General features: G+C 40.7%; 11 protein-coding genes. 7 read left to right on the top strand and 4 right to left on the bottom strand.

Annotated elements, in window-relative coordinates; translation table 11 throughout:
* The first annotated feature begins 18 nt into the window (after nucleotides 1–18).
* The 5 genes from nifJ (at nucleotide 19) to ACYIB7_RS09385 (ending at nucleotide 6678) form a co-directional block, all read left to right on the top strand.
* A complete protein-coding gene (gene nifJ / locus ACYIB7_RS09405; RefSeq protein WP_103982121.1) occupies nucleotides 19–3567 on the top strand; it encodes a pyruvate:ferredoxin (flavodoxin) oxidoreductase in 3549 nt (1182 codons plus the stop codon).
* A 204-nt stretch (nucleotides 3568–3771) separates the two neighbouring features.
* Nucleotides 3772–4548, top strand: coding sequence for a Cof-type HAD-IIB family hydrolase (locus ACYIB7_RS09400; protein WP_480336862.1), 777 nt, complete (start codon nucleotides 3772–3774; stop codon nucleotides 4546–4548).
* 31 nt (nucleotides 4549–4579) lie between these two features.
* Nucleotides 4580–5122 carry a beta-class carbonic anhydrase gene (locus ACYIB7_RS09395; RefSeq protein WP_099465485.1) on the top strand — a complete coding sequence of 181 codons (543 nt, stop codon included), beginning with the start codon at nucleotides 4580–4582 and terminating at the stop codon, nucleotides 5120–5122.
* Between the two features lie 188 nt (nucleotides 5123–5310).
* Complete coding sequence (locus tag ACYIB7_RS09390) at nucleotides 5311–5472, top strand: hypothetical protein (RefSeq protein WP_200817927.1); 162 nt, start codon at nucleotides 5311–5313, stop codon at nucleotides 5470–5472.
* A 207-nt stretch (nucleotides 5473–5679) separates the two neighbouring features.
* Nucleotides 5680–6678: a M20/M25/M40 family metallo-hydrolase gene (locus ACYIB7_RS09385; RefSeq protein WP_480336860.1), complete on the top strand. Its 999-nt coding sequence runs from the start codon at nucleotides 5680–5682 to the stop codon at nucleotides 6676–6678.
* 65 nt (nucleotides 6679–6743) lie between these two features.
* Here ACYIB7_RS09385 and ACYIB7_RS09380 read toward each other — a convergent pair whose 3' ends face one another.
* On the bottom strand, nucleotides 6744–8696 hold the full coding sequence (locus tag ACYIB7_RS09380; protein WP_103982117.1) for a SusD/RagB family nutrient-binding outer membrane lipoprotein: 1953 nt from the start codon (nucleotides 8694–8696) through the stop codon (nucleotides 6744–6746).
* Nucleotides 8697–8715: 19 nt separating this feature from the next.
* Nucleotides 8716–11892, bottom strand: a complete 3177-nt coding sequence (locus tag ACYIB7_RS09375; protein WP_103982116.1) for a SusC/RagA family TonB-linked outer membrane protein — start codon at nucleotides 11890–11892, stop codon at nucleotides 8716–8718.
* A gap of 892 nt (nucleotides 11893–12784) precedes the next feature.
* Between ACYIB7_RS09375 and ACYIB7_RS09370 the strand changes: the two genes are divergently transcribed.
* Complete coding sequence (locus tag ACYIB7_RS09370; RefSeq protein WP_103982115.1) at nucleotides 12785–15952, top strand: SusC/RagA family TonB-linked outer membrane protein; 3168 nt, start codon at nucleotides 12785–12787, stop codon at nucleotides 15950–15952.
* 47 nt (nucleotides 15953–15999) lie between these two features.
* Complete coding sequence (locus ACYIB7_RS09365; protein ID WP_480336858.1) at nucleotides 16000–17916, top strand: SusD/RagB family nutrient-binding outer membrane lipoprotein; 1917 nt, start codon at nucleotides 16000–16002, stop codon at nucleotides 17914–17916.
* 78 nt (nucleotides 17917–17994) lie between these two features.
* Here the strand turns inward: ACYIB7_RS09365 and ACYIB7_RS09360 are convergent, their stop codons facing one another.
* Both ACYIB7_RS09360 and ACYIB7_RS09355 read right to left on the bottom strand, forming a co-directional pair.
* Complete coding sequence (locus ACYIB7_RS09360; RefSeq protein ID WP_103982114.1) at nucleotides 17995–18666, bottom strand: 3-keto-disaccharide hydrolase; 672 nt, start codon at nucleotides 18664–18666, stop codon at nucleotides 17995–17997.
* 9 nt (nucleotides 18667–18675) lie between these two features.
* Nucleotides 18676–20025: a Gfo/Idh/MocA family protein gene (locus ACYIB7_RS09355; protein WP_103982113.1), complete on the bottom strand. Its 1350-nt coding sequence runs from the start codon at nucleotides 20023–20025 to the stop codon at nucleotides 18676–18678.
* Nucleotides 20026–20148 lie beyond the last annotated feature (123 nt).

Below are 20148 nucleotides of genomic sequence, written 5' to 3'. Positions count from 1 at the left end.
CTAATAGTTTATAGGTCTATGACAAAACAGAAGAAATTTTTAACCTGTGATGGTAATCAGGCTGCTGCACATATCTCTTATATGTTTAGCGAAGTAGCTGCTATTTACCCAATCACACCATCGTCTACAATGGCTGAGTATGTGGACGAATGGGCGGCTGCCGGACGTAAGAATATTTTCGGCGAAACTGTTATGGTACAGGAAATGCAATCTGAGGGTGGCGCTGCAGGTGCCCTTCACGGTTCATTGCAGGCTGGTGCTCTGACTACAACTTACACTGCTTCTCAGGGTTTGTTGTTGATGATTCCTAACATGTACAAGATTGCTGGAGAATTGCTTCCATGCGTATTCCATGTATCTGCCCGTACACTGGCTTCACATGCTTTGTGTATTTTTGGCGATCATCAGGATGTAATGTCTGCGCGTCAGACAGGTTTCGCTATGTTGGCTGAAGGCTCTGTACAGGAAGTTATGGATCTTGCAGGTGTTGCCCACCTGGCTACAATCAAATCTCGTGTTCCTTTCATGAACTTCTTCGATGGTTTCCGTACTTCTCATGAAATCCAGAAGATCGAGGCTTTGGAAAATGAAGATCTGGCTCCGCTGATCGATCAGAAGGCTTTGGCCGAATTCCGTGCTCGTGCTTTGAATCCTGAAAATCCGGTTGCACGTGGTATGGCTGAAAATCCGGATCATTTCTTCCAACATAGAGAATCAAGTAATTCTTACTATGAAGCCGTTCCTGCTATTGTAGAGGAATATATGAATGAAATAGCTAAGATTACAGGTCGTAAATATGGTTTGTTCGATTACTACGGAGCCGAAGATGCAGAACGCGTAATTATCGCAATGGGTTCTGTAACGGAAGCTGCTCGCGAAGCTATCGATTATCTTGTAGCCAAAGGTGAAAAGGTTGGTTTGGTTTCAGTTCACTTATATCGTCCGTTCTCTGCTAAACATTTCTTGGCTGCTATGCCAAAGACTGTTAAACGCATTGCGGTTCTGGACCGTACAAAAGAGCCGGGAGCAAATGGCGAACCGTTGTATCTGGACGTAAAAGACTGCTATTACGGTGTTGAAAATGCTCCGGTTATTGTTGGCGGCCGTTATGGTTTAGGATCAAAAGATACTACTCCTGCCCAGATTATTTCCGTATATGAAAATTTGGCATTACCGATGCCGAAGAACCAGTTTACAATTGGTATAGTTGATGATATCACATTCACCTCTCTCCCTCAGAGAGAAGAAATCGCTTTAGGTGGCGAAGGCATGTTCGAAGCTAAGTTCTACGGTTTAGGTGCTGATGGTACAGTTGGTGCAAACAAGAACTCGGTTAAGATCATCGGTGATAATACAAACAAATATTGTCAGGCATATTTTGCTTATGACTCTAAGAAATCAGGAGGCTTTACTTGTTCTCACCTGCGTTTTGGCGATCATCCGATCCGTTCGACTTACTTGGTAAATACGCCGAATTTCGTAGCTTGTCACGTTCAGGCTTACCTGCGTATGTATGACGTAACGCGTGGTTTGCGTGAAAACGGTACATTCTTGTTGAATACAGTGTGGAACGGTGAAGAACTGGCTAAACATTTACCCAATAAGGTAAAACGCTATTTTGCTCAAAAGAATATTACCGTTTACTATATCAATGCCACACAGATTGCATTGGAAATAGGTTTGGGTAACCGTACAAATACAATCCTTCAGTCTGCATTCTTCCGTATTACAGGTGTAATACCTGTTGATCTGGCTGTAGAACAGATGAAAAAATTCATCATGAAGTCTTACGGCAAGAAGGGCGAAGAAATTGTAAATAAGAACTATTCTGCTGTAGATCGTGGTGGTGAATATCAGAAACTATTCGTTGATCCGGCTTGGGCTGCCCTGCCAGATGATGAAGAAGTGACAAATAATGATCCGGCATTTATTAATGAAGTAGTTCGCCCGATTAATGCCCAGGATGGTGACTTATTGAAAGTATCGGCTTTCAAGGGTATCGAAGATGGTACTTGGCATCAGGGTACTGCTAAATATGAAAAACGTGGTGTGGCTGCATTTGTTCCGGTATGGAATGACGCAAACTGTATTCAGTGTAACCAGTGTGCTTATGTATGTCCTCACGCTTCAATCCGTCCGTTTGTATTGGATGACGAAGAACAGAAAGGTGCAAACTTCCCGATGTTGGATGTAAAGGCTCCGGCTACTATGAAGGGTATGAAGTTCCGTATTCAGGTATCAGTTCTTGACTGTTTGGGTTGTGGTAACTGTGCCGATGTTTGTCCGGGCTTCAAGGGTAATAAGGCATTGTCAATGGTTTCTTTGGAATCTCAATTGGCAGAAGCTCCTAACTGGGAATACTGTGTTGAAAATGTGAAGAGCAAACAACATTTGGTAGATGTGAAGATGAATGTAAAGAATTCTCAGTTCGCTACTCCGTTGTTTGAATTCTCTGGTGCTTGTTCAGGTTGTGGTGAAACTCCATACGTAAAACTGATTACTCAGCTATTCGGTGACCGTGAAATGGTTGCTAATGCTACCGGATGTTCTTCTATCTATTCAGGTTCAGTTCCTTCAACTCCGTATACTCTGAATGAAAAAGGACAGGGTCCGGCTTGGGCTAACTCATTGTTCGAAGACTTTTGCGAATTTGGCCTGGGTATGGAATTGGCTAACGAAAAGATGCGTGAACGCCTGGCTAACCTGATGAATAAGATCGTTGCAGGCGAACATGCTCCGGCTGAAGCTAAAGAAGCTGCAGCTGCATGGATAGCAAACATGAACGATGCAGACAAGACTAAGGAATTGGCTCCGCAGATTATGGCATTTGTTGAACAGGGAATTGCCGAAGGCTGCCCGGTTTGTGCTCAGATCAAGGAAATGTCTCACTTCCTGGTAAAACGTTCACAGTGGATTATCGGTGGCGACGGTGCTTCTTATGATATCGGTTACGGTGGTTTGGATCATGTAATTGCTTCCGGCAAGAATGTTAATATCCTTGTTTTGGATACCGAAGTATATTCTAACACTGGTGGTCAGTCTTCAAAAGCTACTCCGGTAGGTGCAATTGCCAAATTTGCTGCTTCCGGTAAGAGAGTACGTAAGAAAGACCTCGGTCTGATGGCTACTACTTACGGTTATGTATATGTTGCACAGATTGCTATGGGTGCCGACCAAGCTCAGACATTGAAAGCTATCCGCGAAGCTGAAGCATACGATGGTCCTTCTTTGATTATTGCTTATGCACCATGTATTAACCACGGCTTGAAAGCTGGTATGGGTAAATCTCAGGCTGAAGAAAAAGAAGCTGTAGGATGTGGTTACTGGCATTTGTGGCGTTACAATCCTGCTCTTGAAGCAGAAGGTAAGAATCCGTTTACACTTGATTCTAAGGAACCCGAATGGGCTAAGTTCCAGGGCTTCCTGAAGAGTGAAGTACGTTTTGCTTCCTTGATGAAACAGTATCCGACAGAAGCTGCCGAGCTGTATCAGGCTGCTGAAGACAATGCTAAATGGCGTTATAACAACTACAAACGTTTAGCTAATCAGCAGTGGGGTGTTGAATAATTGAATATATTATTCTTAAATAAAATAGAGAGACTGTCTGACGACAAATAGTCAGGCAGTCTCTTTTTTTGTTGCCTACCCTTTCTTTTTTTGTTGCCTACCCAAATACTGTCAGATACCAAATTTTACTTATTAGTGTTCATATTCGACGAATTTTATTCTCTATCTTTGTTATTAAATTAATAGATAAAAAGATTTTAAGTTATGATTAAGGCTGTATTTTTTGATATTGACGGAACATTGGTTAGTTTTAAGACTCATGTTGTACCTCAGTCTACGATTCATGCACTTGACTTATTGAGGAAAAGAGGGATAAAAGTGTTTATTGCAACCGGCCGTCATTTAAGCTCTATCAATAATCTGGGAAATTTGGAATTTGATGGTTATGTTACTTTGAACGGAGGATATGTTCTGGCGGGAAAGAATGATGTGGTTTATAAACATAGTATTCCGGATAAGGATGTAGAATCTTTGGTTCATTATCAGGAGAAAGAAGGCTCATTTCCATGTGCCTTTGTTATGGAAAATGAAATTTTTATGAACTATACGGATAAGGCTGTTAAGGATGTTTTCCGTTTATTAAACTTTCCGTCGCCTCCTATTCGTCCGGTAGCAGACGTTTACGGCAATACTGTTTATCAACTAATTGCGTTTTTTACTGCAGAACAGGAAAAACGGATTATGTCCATTTTGTCACATTGTGAGTCTACCCGTTGGAATCCTTTATTTACGGATATAGTTCCTGTCGGAAGTAATAAGGGGATAGGAATAGATAAGATGTTGGAACATTTCCGGATCAATCTGGATGAGTGTATGGCTTTTGGTGACGGAGGGAATGATATTGCTATGTTAAAACATGCAGGAATGGGGGTTGCGATGGGTAATGCGGCCGAAGATGTAATGAAATCTGCAGATTATGTAACCACTTCGGTGGATGATAATGGCATTTATAATGCATTAAAGCATTTCAACATTATTTGACCTGAATTGTTATTCAAATAAAGGGGGAATTATGATAGACGAATTAGTTCAGTTTAATCGTGGGTTCGTGAAGAACAAAGGGTATGAAAAGTATATAACAACCAAATTTCCTGATAAGAAGATTGCTATTGTATCTTGTATGGATACCCGTCTGACCGAACTGCTTCCGGCGGCCTTAGGCTTGAAAAACGGAGATGTTAAGGTGATCAAGAATGCCGGTGCTATTATATCGCACCCGTTCGGTAGTGTGATCCGTAGCTTATTGGTTGCTATTTATGAGCTGGGAGTGGAGGAGATTATGATTATTGGTCATACTGATTGCGGAGCTAAACATATGAATAGTGCTGAGTTGATTGAGAAAATGAAAGCACGCGGAATACCTCAGGACCATATAGATATGATGCGCTATTGCGGTATCGATTTCGAATCGTGGTTGCACGGGTTTCATACATCCGAAGAGTCTGTTCATGAAACTGTAGAGCAAATATATAAACATCCCCTGATACCGAAGGATATTGTGGTAAGAGGATTTGTAATTGATTCAATTACAGGAGAATTGACGCCTGTGGAATGAATGAATATTCAATAGAATGCAGGCTTTTTAAAGGCTAAAAAAATGAAAAACGAAATAATTTATTATGTTGTACAACATTTTATCAAAAAAAATGGTTATCTTTGTAGCGTACTAAGGAAAAAGATTGTATAGGACGTGTATTATTAACCCAAGCTTTCCAAGCGTGGAAAGTATAAATTAAAATGATTATGATGATGAGAGAAAATGAAAAAAGCTTACGTGCTTTAGCGATGTTGCGTTATCAGGCAGACCGTTATCAGGCTGTTGGAAATGGTTCAATGTGTCAACGGGTAAATGCTGAAATTCGTCGTCTTATGGACGAAATGAACGCAATTGCAGTAAAGAATTAATTAATACTGCAATTTATTTGAATTAAACAATACTTTAAATATCCTCACCTCCGTATAAAACGGGATGGTGAGTTCGAAAAAAGGAATGATCCGGCTTTCTACGCTGCCAAAGAGCGATGGAAAGCCTTTTTTGTTTTCAATGAAACCTTTATCTTTGCAATCAGAGCTTAAAACTATTTCTATAAATAAACTCAGAAACATAACGGGATGAATAAATCAGGATTTCTTTTAGTATCATTGTTTTTAAGTACTGCCCTGTGGGCACAATCTCCCCAGCAAAAAGGTTTGGATGTAATAAATCAGGCAACTGCCGAAGCTCATATCGGCTTCCTGGCTAGTGATGAGCTGCAGGGACGCGAAGCCGGTTTCCCCGGTGGGCGGATAGCTGCAGAATATATAGTTGCCAATTTGAAATCCTTCGGGATAGAGCCATTAGGCGGTTCATACTATCATCCGTTTGAAGCTTATCATGTAGAACGACAAAAGAATGGCCGTTGGCAGGTCCATCCAGATTCTATTTCAAGGTTGAAAAAAGGGGTACATCAAAAGCTGTCAATGAATAATATTATAGGGAAGATAGAGGGAAAGAACCCAAATGAATACGTGATAGTAGGAGCTCATTATGATCATTTGGGTATTGACCCGATGCTAGCCGGCGATCAGATATATAATGGGGCGGACGATAACGCCTCGGGCGTTTCTGCCGTATTACAGATTGCGCGTGCTTTTCAGGCTACAGGCGAAAAACCGGAACGAACAGTTCTTTTTACTTTTTGGGATGGAGAAGAAAAGGGGTTACTCGGGTCTAAAGCCTTTGCCCAGTCTTTCCCTGAAATTAGTAAAGTAAAAGGATATCTCAATTTTGATATGATAGGCCGTAATCATATAGAAGAGCGCCCTTCCTATTTTGTTTACTTCTATACAGAGTCGCATCCTGTTTTTGGTAAATGGTTGAAAAACGACATTAAACAGTATAATCTGAATCTGGATCCTGATTACCGTCCATGGGATAATCCGACGGGTGGGAGCGATAATGGGACTTTTGCTAAATTAGGTATTCCTATTATCTGGTATCATACGGATGGACATCCTGATTATCATTTACCGGGTGATGAAGCTTCAAAAATTAATTGGGACAAAGTAGTCAATATCACAAAAGCCTCTTTCCTGAATATGTGGAATATGGCAAATGAAAAAAGTTTTTAAGAAGATAAGAAAAGGCTATCTCCATTGTGGAGATAGCCTTTTCTAGTATATGATTTAAACGAAGTTTATTTCTTCATTTCCCACCACAGAGGATTATTGGTGTCATTTACACCGCCGAGTAATTGCATAGCCTGGTCGTAACTATCTTTACTGTTCGTTTCTAAGCTAGATGGGTAACGCATCCGTTTTGGATAAAATTCCCATTTACATTCTTTTGCTGTACTTTTGGTCAATGGCACTTCATGTGCTGTTGGATTGTAATCTATTTCTACTGCCTGGTTTTCGAAGAAAGGTAATCCCAAACGACGGTGGTCAGACCAAGCTTCCAGAGGCAACCATGGATTCTGAGCGATATATTTTTGTGTGATAATCTTCGTCAGATGATCATTGTTATACTGTCCGTTTTTGTAGATAGAATTCTTCGGATAAGTATAAGTCATAGTCTTTGCTTCACCGGTATAACCGTCATAATAGGTTACTTCATGCGGAGTAGCTTCTACCGTATGATTAAATGCAACAGACGTACCTACGCGGTTATAGTCTGTAGATTTCAGATAATCGCCAAGAAATTGGGATACTTCATTGTATTCGAAGCTTGCAGCAATCCCCGATTCATAATTAGACTGGGCTGTTCCGGGAACACTCCATCCGTATACAGCTGCTTCTGCCAATAAGAAGTACGTTTCCCACGGAGCAAACCAAACACGTTTGTTGGTGCTCATGCGGAATTTTTTGGCAATTGAAGGATAGTTCTTCGAAGCACCGGTCAGTTCTGTTGATAAACTGGATTTTTTATCCCATTTACCGGCAACCCACGTATTCCATGTATACTTAACGGTTAACTTCATATAATCCTTATTGTTTTTGTCAACAAGTTCTCCTGTTGCCGGATCTGCCAAACGGGCAGTTGTTGCAGGTTCTCCGATATAATCGGAATAAATAACATTGTCTTTATACCCCGGAATGTTATACAGTGTAAGTGCGCGCGGGTCGATTTTGTCGGGTAAACCGTCATAAAAGAAACCGGCGCTCGGATCATTCGTAGAAGTTGGTAAATGCTTATCAAAGCGTAATCCCATATACTTCGTGGCGCTTTTGATCTTCACATCGTTTTTGATCTCATCAGCAACCTGAATATCGATGCCCCCTAAGCCAAGGAAGATGTTATTCATAGTAGCCGATATAGGTTGCGGGTTCCATGTACGGGACATAACACCGGCAGCACCATCCCATCCGTCTTTTTCCTGTACCTGAGCCATGTCGTTCAATGTAGTGATCAGATCGCCTTTAGCTGCGTTTTCAAATTCACTTTTGGCTAAAGCTGGGTTGGCTACGGTCAAGCGCATAGCCAAACGTAAGCGTAAAGAATTGCCGTATTTTTTCCATTTCTTCATGTCTCCTTCATAGAACTGGTCTGAAACGTTATTGGCTCCCGTAATCGGAGACATATCTTCGGCTTCATCTATTTTTGATACGGCATCTTTCAACTCTGCTAAGATAAATGTATAGATTTCTTCTACACTTTGGTAAGGGGCAACACTTCCATCAAATTTATTGATTGTTGGAATCGGGCCGAAGCAATCTGCCAACTCTGAAATCAGATAAGCACGCCAGATACGGGCCATTTGATATACGTTTTTTTCGTATGACTTAGCTGTTCCGTCTGCAATGCGTTTTTCGGCGAGGTTAATAGCTGCATTTACATTGTTTAACCAACCAACACCGTAGCCTGTCCCAAAATAGTCATTATTCCAACCTTCGTTATCTGCACCAATAGTAAAACCACTGGAACGGTCAAAACGAGCAGCACGTTTCCATGTCAATACGAATATACGTTCTGCAATATGGGGGTCCATTTGTGCTTCAGTTATCGATTTGTTTAGCAAGTGAGCAACCTGCACATTGTCTTCGCTTACGGCGTTAGGGTCTTTGTTTATCTCTTCAAAATCGCTGCATGCTGTGAATAACAGTGCTGCCGAAGAAGCAAGACCTATCATTATTTTATTAAATGTCTTCATACTTTAATTTTCCTTTCAATTAGAAACCAACTGTAACATTAAATGTATATGAGCGGGAAGTAGGAGCCGCGCCCAATTCAATACCGGTAGCATTGGTATTTGTTGTCGACACCGATTCAGGGTCAATACCTTCCAAGTGGCTTGCAATCATCCACAGGTTGTTTGCTGTGAAAGATAAACGCAAACGTTCCAGCGGTGTTTTTGCCAATAACTTCTTGTCGAACGTGTAGCCTAGCGTTAAGTTACGAAGGCGAACGTTTGTTGCGTCATAAAGGAATGCTTCTCCAACACCCAGGTTGCCTGTACCAACGCGTTCCCAGTATAACTGAGGAGTAACAGATGTGTTATTTGCTGTATAGCCATCTCCGGAAGCTGTAACAGAATTCGGTACAACAAATTCTTCACGAGCACCGTTTACGACTGTTCCTGCTGCCGAACCATTGTAATACATTTTAGCTGTTGTAGCCGAATAGATTTTACCACCGATACGTGCGTCAATCAAGAAGCTCAAAGAGATATTCTTATAATTGAATGTGTTGGTGATACCAAGCATACATTTAGGTTGCTGGTTTCCTAAATACTGCAGATCAGAAGTCAACAAAGGTAAACCTTGTGCGTCCACAATAATTTTGCCTGCGTCAGCACCACTTTCCACACGTTGGAATTTCTTACCGTATATATCACCGTACATACCGCCGGTATGGGCTACTACTTTTACTTCGTCATTGAAAGAACCGTCGGATAATCCCATTTCTTTGATACCTTCGTACAGGTCGATAACCTTATTGCGGTTGAATGATAAGTTAGCAGTTATGTTCCAGCTAAAACCTTTCGGGTTCTGGAAGATATCTGCATAAGCCATAAGTTCCACACCTGAGTTCTGAATGTTACCGGCATTGATCTTTTTGCTTGAATAGCCGGAGAACGGGTCTAGCGGTAAATCCAACAACTGGCGGGTAGCGTTACTCTTATACCACGCGAAGTCGATACCTAAGCGGTTGTTGAGGAATTTCAAATCAACACCGGCTTCCCATGACTTAATTAACTCTGAGCGTACATCCGGATTAAAAAGTACACTTCCCGGACTGGCAACCGGATTTCCGTATGGGTCTTTGCTCATTGAATATACTGTATACAGTTGATATGGATCCAAGTCATTACCCACTTCTGCAAAAGAGGCACGTACTTTAGCGAATGTCATCCATTCTGGTAAAGAGCCTCCGTTTTTTTGAACCATATCCGATATTACGGCAGATAAGCTAACAGATGGGTAAAAATAGGAACGGTTTACCTTGCTCATGGTAGACGACCAGTCGTTACGAGCCGTGATGTCCAAGAACATCCAACCGTCATAATTGATCTGGAATGAACCGTATAATGAATTCATTTTGCGTTGCGTCAAAGTATATTCAAGTCCCATCTTATTTTTGTCAACAGCATTGTTGATGGAGAATAGGTTCGGGATCAGTAAGTCGCCGGTAGAGATTTTTTCTACGGATCTTTTTTGTATCATTAAGTTACCACCAAATGTTACAAAACCACCGAATTTACCGAGCAGATTGTCTTTTTGAGCTGTAGTCAGGAAACTGAAGTTGTTTTCGTAGAAAGTTTCAGAACCTTCGGAGTAATTACCTTTAGGAGTAACATTTCCTCCTGCATATAGTTTGCTGGTAGTTGTTGTTGTATAGTAGTCCGTACCACCTTTTAATTCAACGTTCCACCAGTCAAAAATCTTATAAGACAAAGACATCGTACCCAGGAAACGGTTACGTGTATCTTCATTTGTTCTGTACTGTTTTGTCCAGTACGGGTTTTCCTGCGGTGTACTTTCCGTATCCCACCAAATCATATTGCCGTCTTCGTCCAGACAATCTTTCAGATCGAGGATATTGATTGAACGAGGTAAGTTGTAGATAGTGCTGAATGCATTTGACTGGTTGATACCTTGGAGAGGACGGTTATGTCCGATGTTGTTCAGGTAGTTAACCTTTCCATCCAGTTTCCAGCGCTTGTCCGGACCAAATTCCATTGTACCGCGCAAGTTAATAGAAGTCTTGCTCAGTTTTGCACCTGGAACAATACCTTTGTCGTCAGAACGATTGATAGAAGCGAATACCGAAGTACCTTCGTTTGCCTGCTGGAAAGAAATACCTTCGTTAAATGATACACCTGTATCGAAATAATTACCAACGTTGTCATAAGTATACATCGGTACATTTTTACCATTCCAACTATCGATGTTTACAGAGCCGTCGGCTATAGGACCCCAGCTGGCACGTGATTTCACATCATAAATGCCGGTTGATCCTTGTCCGTAAGAATTTTGGATGTCTGGCTGCATAAACATAGTTTCGGCAGTTACTCCTGCATTAACAGTGATACCCAGTCCTGACTGTTTTTTACCGGATTTAGTGGTGATCAAAATAACACCGTTACCGGCACGGGAACCGTAAAGAGCTGCTGCAGAAGCACCTTTCAATACGTTCATCGATTCGATGTCTTCCGGATTAATATCGGAAAGACCGTTACCCATGTCAGGTCCTTTGTTACCCCATGCGTCGGCTACACCGCCCTGGAAGTTATCCATAGGTATACCGTCAATTACGATCAAAGGTTGGTTTGTTCCTGTGATAGAATTGTTACCACGAAGAACAATTTTGGAAGAAGCACCCGGACCACCGGAAGAACGAACAACCTGCAAACCGGAAACTTTACCGGATAAGGCGTTGGTCACATTGCTTTCGCGAGAATCCAGGATAGCGTCACCTTTCAATTCTTGCGTAGCATATCCCAATGCTTTCTTTTCACGTTTGATACCTAAAGCAGTAACAACTACTTCATCCAGTTTCTGAGTGTCTTCCGCCAGATTGATTATTCCCAAAGGCTGGCCGTTGTAAGTGATTTCCTGACTTGTGTAACCAATGAAAGATATCTGGATGACATCTCCTTTTTGTACACCTTCCAATGCGAAATTACCGTCAAAGTCGGTAATGGTTCCATTGGTTGTTCCTTTTACAACTACAGATGCTCCGGTAACAGGACCTAATGCATCTTCTACTGTACCTGTAACTTTTCCCGATTGTTGGGAAATGTTGGTACTTTGCTTAACAGGTGCAAGGTCTGCATAGGCGTTTCCTGAGAAACACAAAGCACCTGCAAATAGAATTAAGCTGACAGGTTTAAAGTTTTTCAACATAACTGATGGTTTTATTTAAATAAATAGACATTGTCTTGGCGAAACAAAAGTCTGTTATTTGTTCGATAAAAAGGAAGAGCCAGTTAGATTATGCGTTTAAGAGTGTTATTTGTTTTACCATAGTACTAAAAGAACTCTGCTCATTTTATATTCGTGGCAAATATATGAAATATTTATTTCACTGTGTTATTTTTCTTAAAAAAATATGGAAAGCCTTCAAATTTAACATAGTTAGTTTCTTCATCATTGAAAAGCTATGTTAAAATGTTTATTATTCAGTGATTGTTGATTTGTTATAGATTTTAAGAATATATACAGGTTTCTACTGCTGTTATGACAATAACTGTTATATCATTATAAAGCTGATTTTGATATTAGGAATGTGTGTTATAAAATGTCGTTTTTAGACTGATTATTCTGTTGATAGCTTTCCTTTTAATACAAATTGTTTAATGCGAATCAGTAGTTAAGGTAGTTATCAGCCACCGATATAAACCGACAGGTTCTTTTAGTACTATGGTAAAACTAATAACAAATTAAACACCAAGCCTCAATAATACGTTTTTTAATTATTCGGACGGTAACATCATAGTAGACCGGAATACCTTCGTAATAAGTATATCTTCCGCCGAAGCCAAACTGAATATCTCAGGTAGCGGATTTATCAAAAAATTTCATCGTGATGATTTTTTCAATTTATAGTTATGATTTCTAAAAGTCATAACTATGAATTCGGTTTTAAGTACAATAAAATGTATGGAACGTTTTGGTAATAAAGCGTCCCATACTATGTTAAAGTCAGAACATATCTTGTGTTTTTGTGTTTATAGTGAATAAAAGATATCGCTTTACGCTAAACATCGTGTAATAAATTAAACAAAAAGCATTAGTTATGTTGAAAAAATTCAGACCAGTCAGCCTGATTCTTCTATTGGGTGCGTTGAGTTTCACAGGAAGCTTATATGCGATACCCGGCACGGAAAATCCGGCAGCTAGTGTTCCCCAGCAGACTTCAAAGGTGTCGGGGACAGTGGAAGATGCTCTAGGGCCGGTGACCGGGGCGTCTGTAATTATTAAAGGAACAACCAACGGTACGATTACCGATTTGGACGGTAATTTTACTCTGGACGGAGTGAAAAAAGGAGATATTATCCAGATTTCTTTTATTGGCTACGTTCCACAAGATATTCCCTATACAGGACAATCTACTTTAACAGTGCATCTTTCTGAAGATACCCAGAAGCTGGATGAAGTTGTTGTGACGGCACTCGGGATGAAACGTGATAAGAAAGCATTGGGATATGCAATGCAGGAACTGAAGGGAGACGATTTACTTTCTTCACGTGAACCTAATCTTGCCAATTCATTGTCCGGTAAAGTTTCGGGTTTGCAGATAGTTCGTTCCAGTAATGGGGTTGGCGGTTCTTCAAAAATCGTACTTCGTGGTAATAACTCGTTAACCGGCAGTAATCAACCTCTGGTAGTAGTGGATGGTACTCCTATGGATAACTTCACTGGTGGTGTAGATGACGTTTGGGGAAACTCGGGTGCGGATATGGGTAATGGGCTGTCTGATATTAACCCGGAAGATATAGAGTCTATGACTGTATTGAAAGGTGCTTCGGCGGCTGCCCTGTATGGATCACGTGCAGGTAACGGGGTTATCCTGATTACAACGAAATCGGGACGTAAAACCGAAGGATTGGGTTTAACTGTCAATGCCGGTATAACTGCCGAGACTATTTTTCTTAAACCTCACATGCAGGACGATTTCGGACAGGGTTCTGTCGGTATTTATGATAACCAATCCCGTTTGAGTTGGGGGCCTAAGGCCGAAGGGCAGACTGTAAAGGATTGGCTTGGGCGAGATGTGCCATTGCATACGTATGACAATATTGATGCATTTTTCGGTACGGGCACGTCTTTTAATGAAGGGGTAAGTTTTCAGCAGGATATTAAAGGAACTTCTGTTTTTGCATCTGTTAATCGTTCGGATGATGCCAGTATAACTCCCGAATCGAAATTGAACAAAACCAATATAACGGTTCGTGCTACAACATTCCTGGATGAAGCAAAAAAATGGAAAGTAGATGCTAAAGTCAACTATATTAATATGAATGCACATAACCGTCCTATTCAAGGGGTCAATCCGTCAAATGCATTCAATACGATATATAATTTGCCCCGTTCTTTGAATATAAAAGAATTTGAAAACAGTGTAGATGAAAATGGTAAAATGGTTTGGTATGATGCTTCCAATAATCCACAGGAAAACCCCTATTGGGTGACGAAGTATCGCCAAAATGAAGATACGCGTAATCGTTTGTTGGGTAATTTATCTTTGAAATATGCTCCGACCGATTGGTTTGACATTGAATTGAGGGGGGGAACCGATTATTATACAACAACAAAGAATGAAAAGGTATATGCCGGTGGTAATACAACTCCCAGAGGCCTTTACAGTGAAGGATCGGAAACTTTTTATGAAAATAACTTCAGCTTTTTGGCTACAGCCCGTAAAGATAATCTGATAGACCGTTTGGGAGGGTTTATAACATTTGGCGGAAACCTGATGCAGCAGCAGCGTTCAAAAATGAATGCAAGTGCAGGCGAATTGCTTGTCCCGGATTTGTTTTCATTAAATAATGGCGTTGATAAACCGACGGTAACTTCGGAACTGATCCGTCGTCGGATGAATTCTTTGTATGGTTCTTTGCAATTGAACTGGGATGGCTACTTATTCCTGGATATTACTGCGCGCAATGACTGGTCGTCAACAATGAGTAAAGTGAATCGTTCTTATTTTTATCCGTCTGTCAGCCTCTCAGGTGTAATTTCGGATATGGTTCCTAAATTAGGGGGGGCAATGCCGGACTGGTTCTCATTTGCTAAAATTCGCGCATCCTATGCAGAGGTTGGTAACGACCTTGATCCGTATCAGTTGTATAACTATTTCTCTGTGGATAAAGATCAAAACGGAAATACTATAGCCAAACCGGGTAAAGTATTGTTTGATTCTTCTGTACGGAGCGAGTTGATCAAATCGTGGGAAGCCGGTTTCGATTTTCGTTTCTTTAATAACCGTTTAGGGATAGATTTTGCATGGTACAAATCGAATGCAACCCGCCAATTATTAGACTTGCCGATGGATCCGTTCTCAGGGTATGCTTCCCGTAAAGTAAATGCCGGTAATATTCAGAACGAAGGTGTGGAACTTTCACTGAATGGCGAAATTTTTAATAATCCCCAGGGTTTTAACTGGAATGCAACTGCGCAATTTTCTCTGAACCGGAATAAAATTATAGACTTGTATCCCGGTGTTACGTTATATAATATCAAAACGTTTGATGCCGTGCAGATTGTTGCTGTACAAGGAAGCCTTTATGGCGATATATACGGACAGACATTTCAGCGTGTAACAGATGAAAATAGTCCTCATTATGGAAAGATTGTCGTAGGAGAGGATGGTTTGCCGCTTATTTCAACGGATAAGAGTAAGGTGGGAAACCAGAATCCGGATTGGATGCTGGGACTTACCAATAACTTTTCTTATAAAGGGTTTAACCTGAGTTTTCTGATCGACTTCCGTATCGGCGGCGATATTTATTCGGCGACAGCTTCCGGTTTGTATACCCGTGGTAATGCTGCCGGAACAGTTGTTAATGGCGACCGCCAATCATTTGTGGTTCCTAACAGTGTTGTTCAGAAAGGAAATGGTTATGTAATGAACGAGGTTAAAGTAACTCCTCAGAATTATTGGGAACGAATAGGGTCTACCGGAAACTACGGTTTGCCGGAAATGTATACTTATAATGCTACTAATGTCAGATTGCGTAATATTACTTTGGGATATGACTTCAATCGCCAGATGTTGAAAAAGACTCCATTCCAGCGTGTTCGTCTTTCTGCGACATGTAATAATGTGTGGATGATCCATTATAATCTTCCGGGTATTGATCCTGAATCTGTAGCAGCAACAAATACGAATGCTACGGGATTTGAAAATGGGGCAGCGCCAACTAGCCGTTCTTATACCTTTAATGTTACAATCGGATTTTAATGGTAAGAGAATTAAAAAAATATGATATATAATATATGTATAAGATTATGAAGACAAAAAATATAATATTGGCCGGAATACTTGCCCTTGCCGGTTTATCTTCATGTAATGATTTTACGGAGATAAATGAGGATCCGAATTTAGTGGGTGAAGGTAAGGTTAAACCGGAATGGTTTATGAATGCTTCTATTATAGGGGCACAAATGAATCCTGAAATTGCCGAACGTGTATTTATCCTGACCTGGGATCGTGCATCACGTTTTAACAGGGGTAGTGGTTTTACATTAGGTACCGACAATAATGATTACATGACTCTTTATTTAAGTAATGATTATGCCGTGGGGTGGTTGAATAATGCAACGAAAGCTGTTCAGCTTGGCCAAAAGAAAGTGGAAGAAGGAGAAGCCGAACAATATCCTTATTATAAAAATGTAATACAGATGGCGCGAATCTGGCGTGCGTACCTGAATTCGGAAGTAGCGGATGGGTTCGGACCAATTCCTGCAATCTCTGCATTTTCGGGTACGCCGGCTCCCTATGATGGTGTCGAAGAAATATATACATTCATATTGTCGGAATTAAAGGATGCTGAATCAGCTCTTGATCCGTCTATCGACATGTCGGCGATGGCAAATGAAGATGCTTTTTATGCCGGAAACGTGAATGAATGGAAAAAATATGCCAATTCTTTACGTATGCGTCTGGCTATGCGTATCTCGGGAGTAGATCCGGGGTTGGCACGTTCCGAGTTTGAAGATGCTGCTTCAAAACCATTTATATCAGAGCAGGCAGATATTGCGTCCGTACAGGAAAAAGACGGTTGGGGAGATTTGACCGGTGTCATGTCCCGTCCATGGAATGGTCAGGCTATGTCTGTAACTTTCAAAAACCTGGTTGTTGGTTTAGGAGGCCTCGAATTTCCGCTACCGGATTCTTTAAAGAGTCACTTGAAAAATCCGTATGAATATATGGGATTGTATTTGAATCAACATTTCCCTTTGACAACAAATGATCCGTGTGCCGGTTTTTATTTTGACGGCATACCTCAGTTTGTTGATCCGAGAGCTCCGAAATTATTTAGTGTAGTTGGTTTTGACGACGGTGTTGTTTACCCTGGCTATATCGGGGCTGCTTCGGAAGTACAGCCGGTAGGTTTGCTTAATCCGAATAATACAACGGAAGTTATGGTTACTGTTAATCCGAAATATACGTGGACTACTTGGGTTGCAGGAGAATGGGATACGAAAGGTGGTCTGGTTAGTTCATTGACCGGTAAAAACTATAATTATCCGTCTATCGCCAAACAGTACCGTATGAATACGAATAAAAGGGTATTCTTTGGTCCGTGGGAAAGCTATTTCCTGCTTGCTGAAGCTGCTGTTAAAGGATGGAATGTGCCCGGAACAGCCAAGTCGAATTATGAACAAGGCATAACCGCAAGTTTTGAATATCACGGTTTGCAAAATGAAGTGGCGGATTATCTGGCTTCCAAGGACTATAACCGTATAGGAACTTCCGTTAATTTTGATCATACGACAGAAGCACAATCTTATACCGTTAATTATGTAGACCCGTATACAAAAACGAATAAAACGATGACTTATCAATATCCGAAGAATACAATTTACCGGGGTGGTGCATATAATAATGATGTGTTGACGAAGATTATCACACAGAAATATATTGCTCAGGTACCTTGGTTGCCCGAAGAAGCATGGAGTGATCATCGTCGTTTGGGATTACCATTCTTTGAGAATCAAGCTGTAGAGAAGGACTATAATCCGTTGAATCAGGTACCGTTGACTGTAGCAACTTCTAAAGAAAGCCGTTGGGATTTCTATCCTAAACGTTATCGTTATCCTGCAAATGTTCAGACAAATAACCTGGAAGGATACCAGCAGGCATTGAAACTTTTAGGAGGACCTGATCTGACAACAACATTGTTATGGTGGAATGGCAGATAACAGGAAAAGATAAAACAAAAAGAGGATGTGTTTGCACATCCTCTTTTTGTTTTATGAAAATGGTTAACCGTTGTCGGCTTATTTTTGAAGAGGTTTTATGCGTATGTTTCTGAATTTAATAGCAGAATCATGTCCGAGGAATGCAATATGCCCTTTGGAGCGCAATAAGCCCGGTTGTATTTTTTCAGCCGGAATACCTTGTGTAACCTTTTTGAGATTTGTATCCAGTATAACAGTTCCGTTTAGAATAACTTTTATATTGGCTCCATCAGCAATTACTTCTTCCACATTCCATTCACCTACAGGCTTCAGATAACCCCGTTTTGCGGGGGCGTAATTGTATAGTCCTCCGTGATATTGATAAGGTTTTAAATCTTTATACTGAGGATCTTCGTTATCTAGAATTTGTAATTCCATCCCTAAATATCCTTTACCTTTGGGCATAACGATATGGCGCAATCCTAATCCGTTATTTGCCCCTGGTGTTAATTGGAATTCAAAACGTAAAACAAAATTGTCGAATTCTTCTTTCGTGTATAAGTTACCTATTCCGGAAGCCTTTTTAACGATACATCCGTTTTCTACAAAATATTCATCGGTATTATTGATCCAGTTGTCCAACGATTTTCCATCGAACAGAAGTTGGTAACCCTCTTTTACCTCTTTATCCGAAAGTTGGTTTAGCTTTTGGCCTTGTGCGCAAAAGCAACAAACAAAAAGTATACTTGTTATGATGTTATAGATTTTCATAGAGTTGTATTATTTTTTCTTTTTTATTTCCTTTAAATTTTCCGCATCCCAGTAAATAGCCTCTCCGCGCATATAACTTTCATAACTTAACAGGGCAGGAGCGGCCGAGCGTACGCCGAATAGAACATCTGCGGTAAGAGGTGTTTTATTCCGTATTCCGGTAAAGAAATTATTAAAATGATCGTAATGTCCGCCTTTGTAATCCGGCATAGCAACGAAAGTATATTCGGTATCGGAGTTTTGAACAGGAGTATCGATACCTTGTCCTATTTTATTCAATGCTTCCAAGCACTGAATATCCAGCGGATGGAATGTTTTTAGGGTTACTTTGTCCCATTCGACATCCAATGTACCTTCCGAGCCGACAATGCGGAAATTCGTACTTCCCCATTTTTTAGAAACGCCATCTATAAGATTTGCCCCCAACTGGACAGTGAAAGCACCGGTATTATTTCGATCCGGATAGTCGAAATAACCCAGCATAATATCCGGCGTATCCCGGTAACCATCCGTATGGTAACGGATTCCACCTGTAGTATAAACTTTTTCCGGTCCTATGGCATCCATTATGAAATGCAGACTGGCTAATACATGTACGTATAAGTCTCCGGCAATCCCGGTTCCGTAATCTTTCCAATTTCTCCAGTAAAAGAAACGTTGTGCATCAAAATCATGTTTAGGTGCATTTCCAATGAATTGTTTCCACCAGATTGTTTTTTCCGATGCATCTTCCGGTATGGAATAATGCCCTAAATGCCTGGGGCCTCCGGTAAATTGCCCATCGATGAAATTTATTTTTCCGATAATTCCCGATTGCACTAATTGACGGGCTTTTCTGTTACCTAATGAGGCCATGCCTTGACTTCCTGCCTGGAAGTAGGCACCACTAACCCGTTGTGCATTAATCAAAGCTTTCCCTTCACTGATTTTGTGGATAACAGGTTTTTCACAATAAACGTGTTTCCCTGCTTTCATTGCAGCAATAGCAATCGGTTGATGCCAATGATCGGGGGTTCCGATTAATACGACATCCACATCCTTGCGTTTCAGGATTTCCTGATAATCTTTTGTAACGAAAAGATGGTTTCCCCATTCTTGCTTTGCCAATTCCAGGCGAGCGTCATATAGATCGCAAACAGCAACTAGCTTAATACCTTCTATGGATAAAGCAGTGTTGGTGTCTGCTGTTCCCATACCTCCTTTACCTATTAAAGCAATACGGATTTCTTTTATATCCGATTGGTCTGGTATTCGGGGTGGGCTTGTTATTCTTTCTTTTCCTGAAAGAAACTGAGGAGCAGAAGGCAATAAAATACCTCCTGCGATTAGTTGTTTAAGGAAGTTTCTTCTAATAGTCATTATGATTTATAATTTATAGATTAGTTGTTAATTGCAAATATAATAATACTTAATTTGTTTCGTAAAATATGAATGATAATATAATGCAAAAAAGAGGGTATATCGCTTAGCGATATACCCTCT

It is taken from the genome of Parabacteroides sp. KHUB-03 (assembly GCF_056640975.1).
The sequence above is the reverse complement of the archived record's forward strand: the minus strand, read 5'-3'. Positions and strand labels throughout refer to the sequence as shown.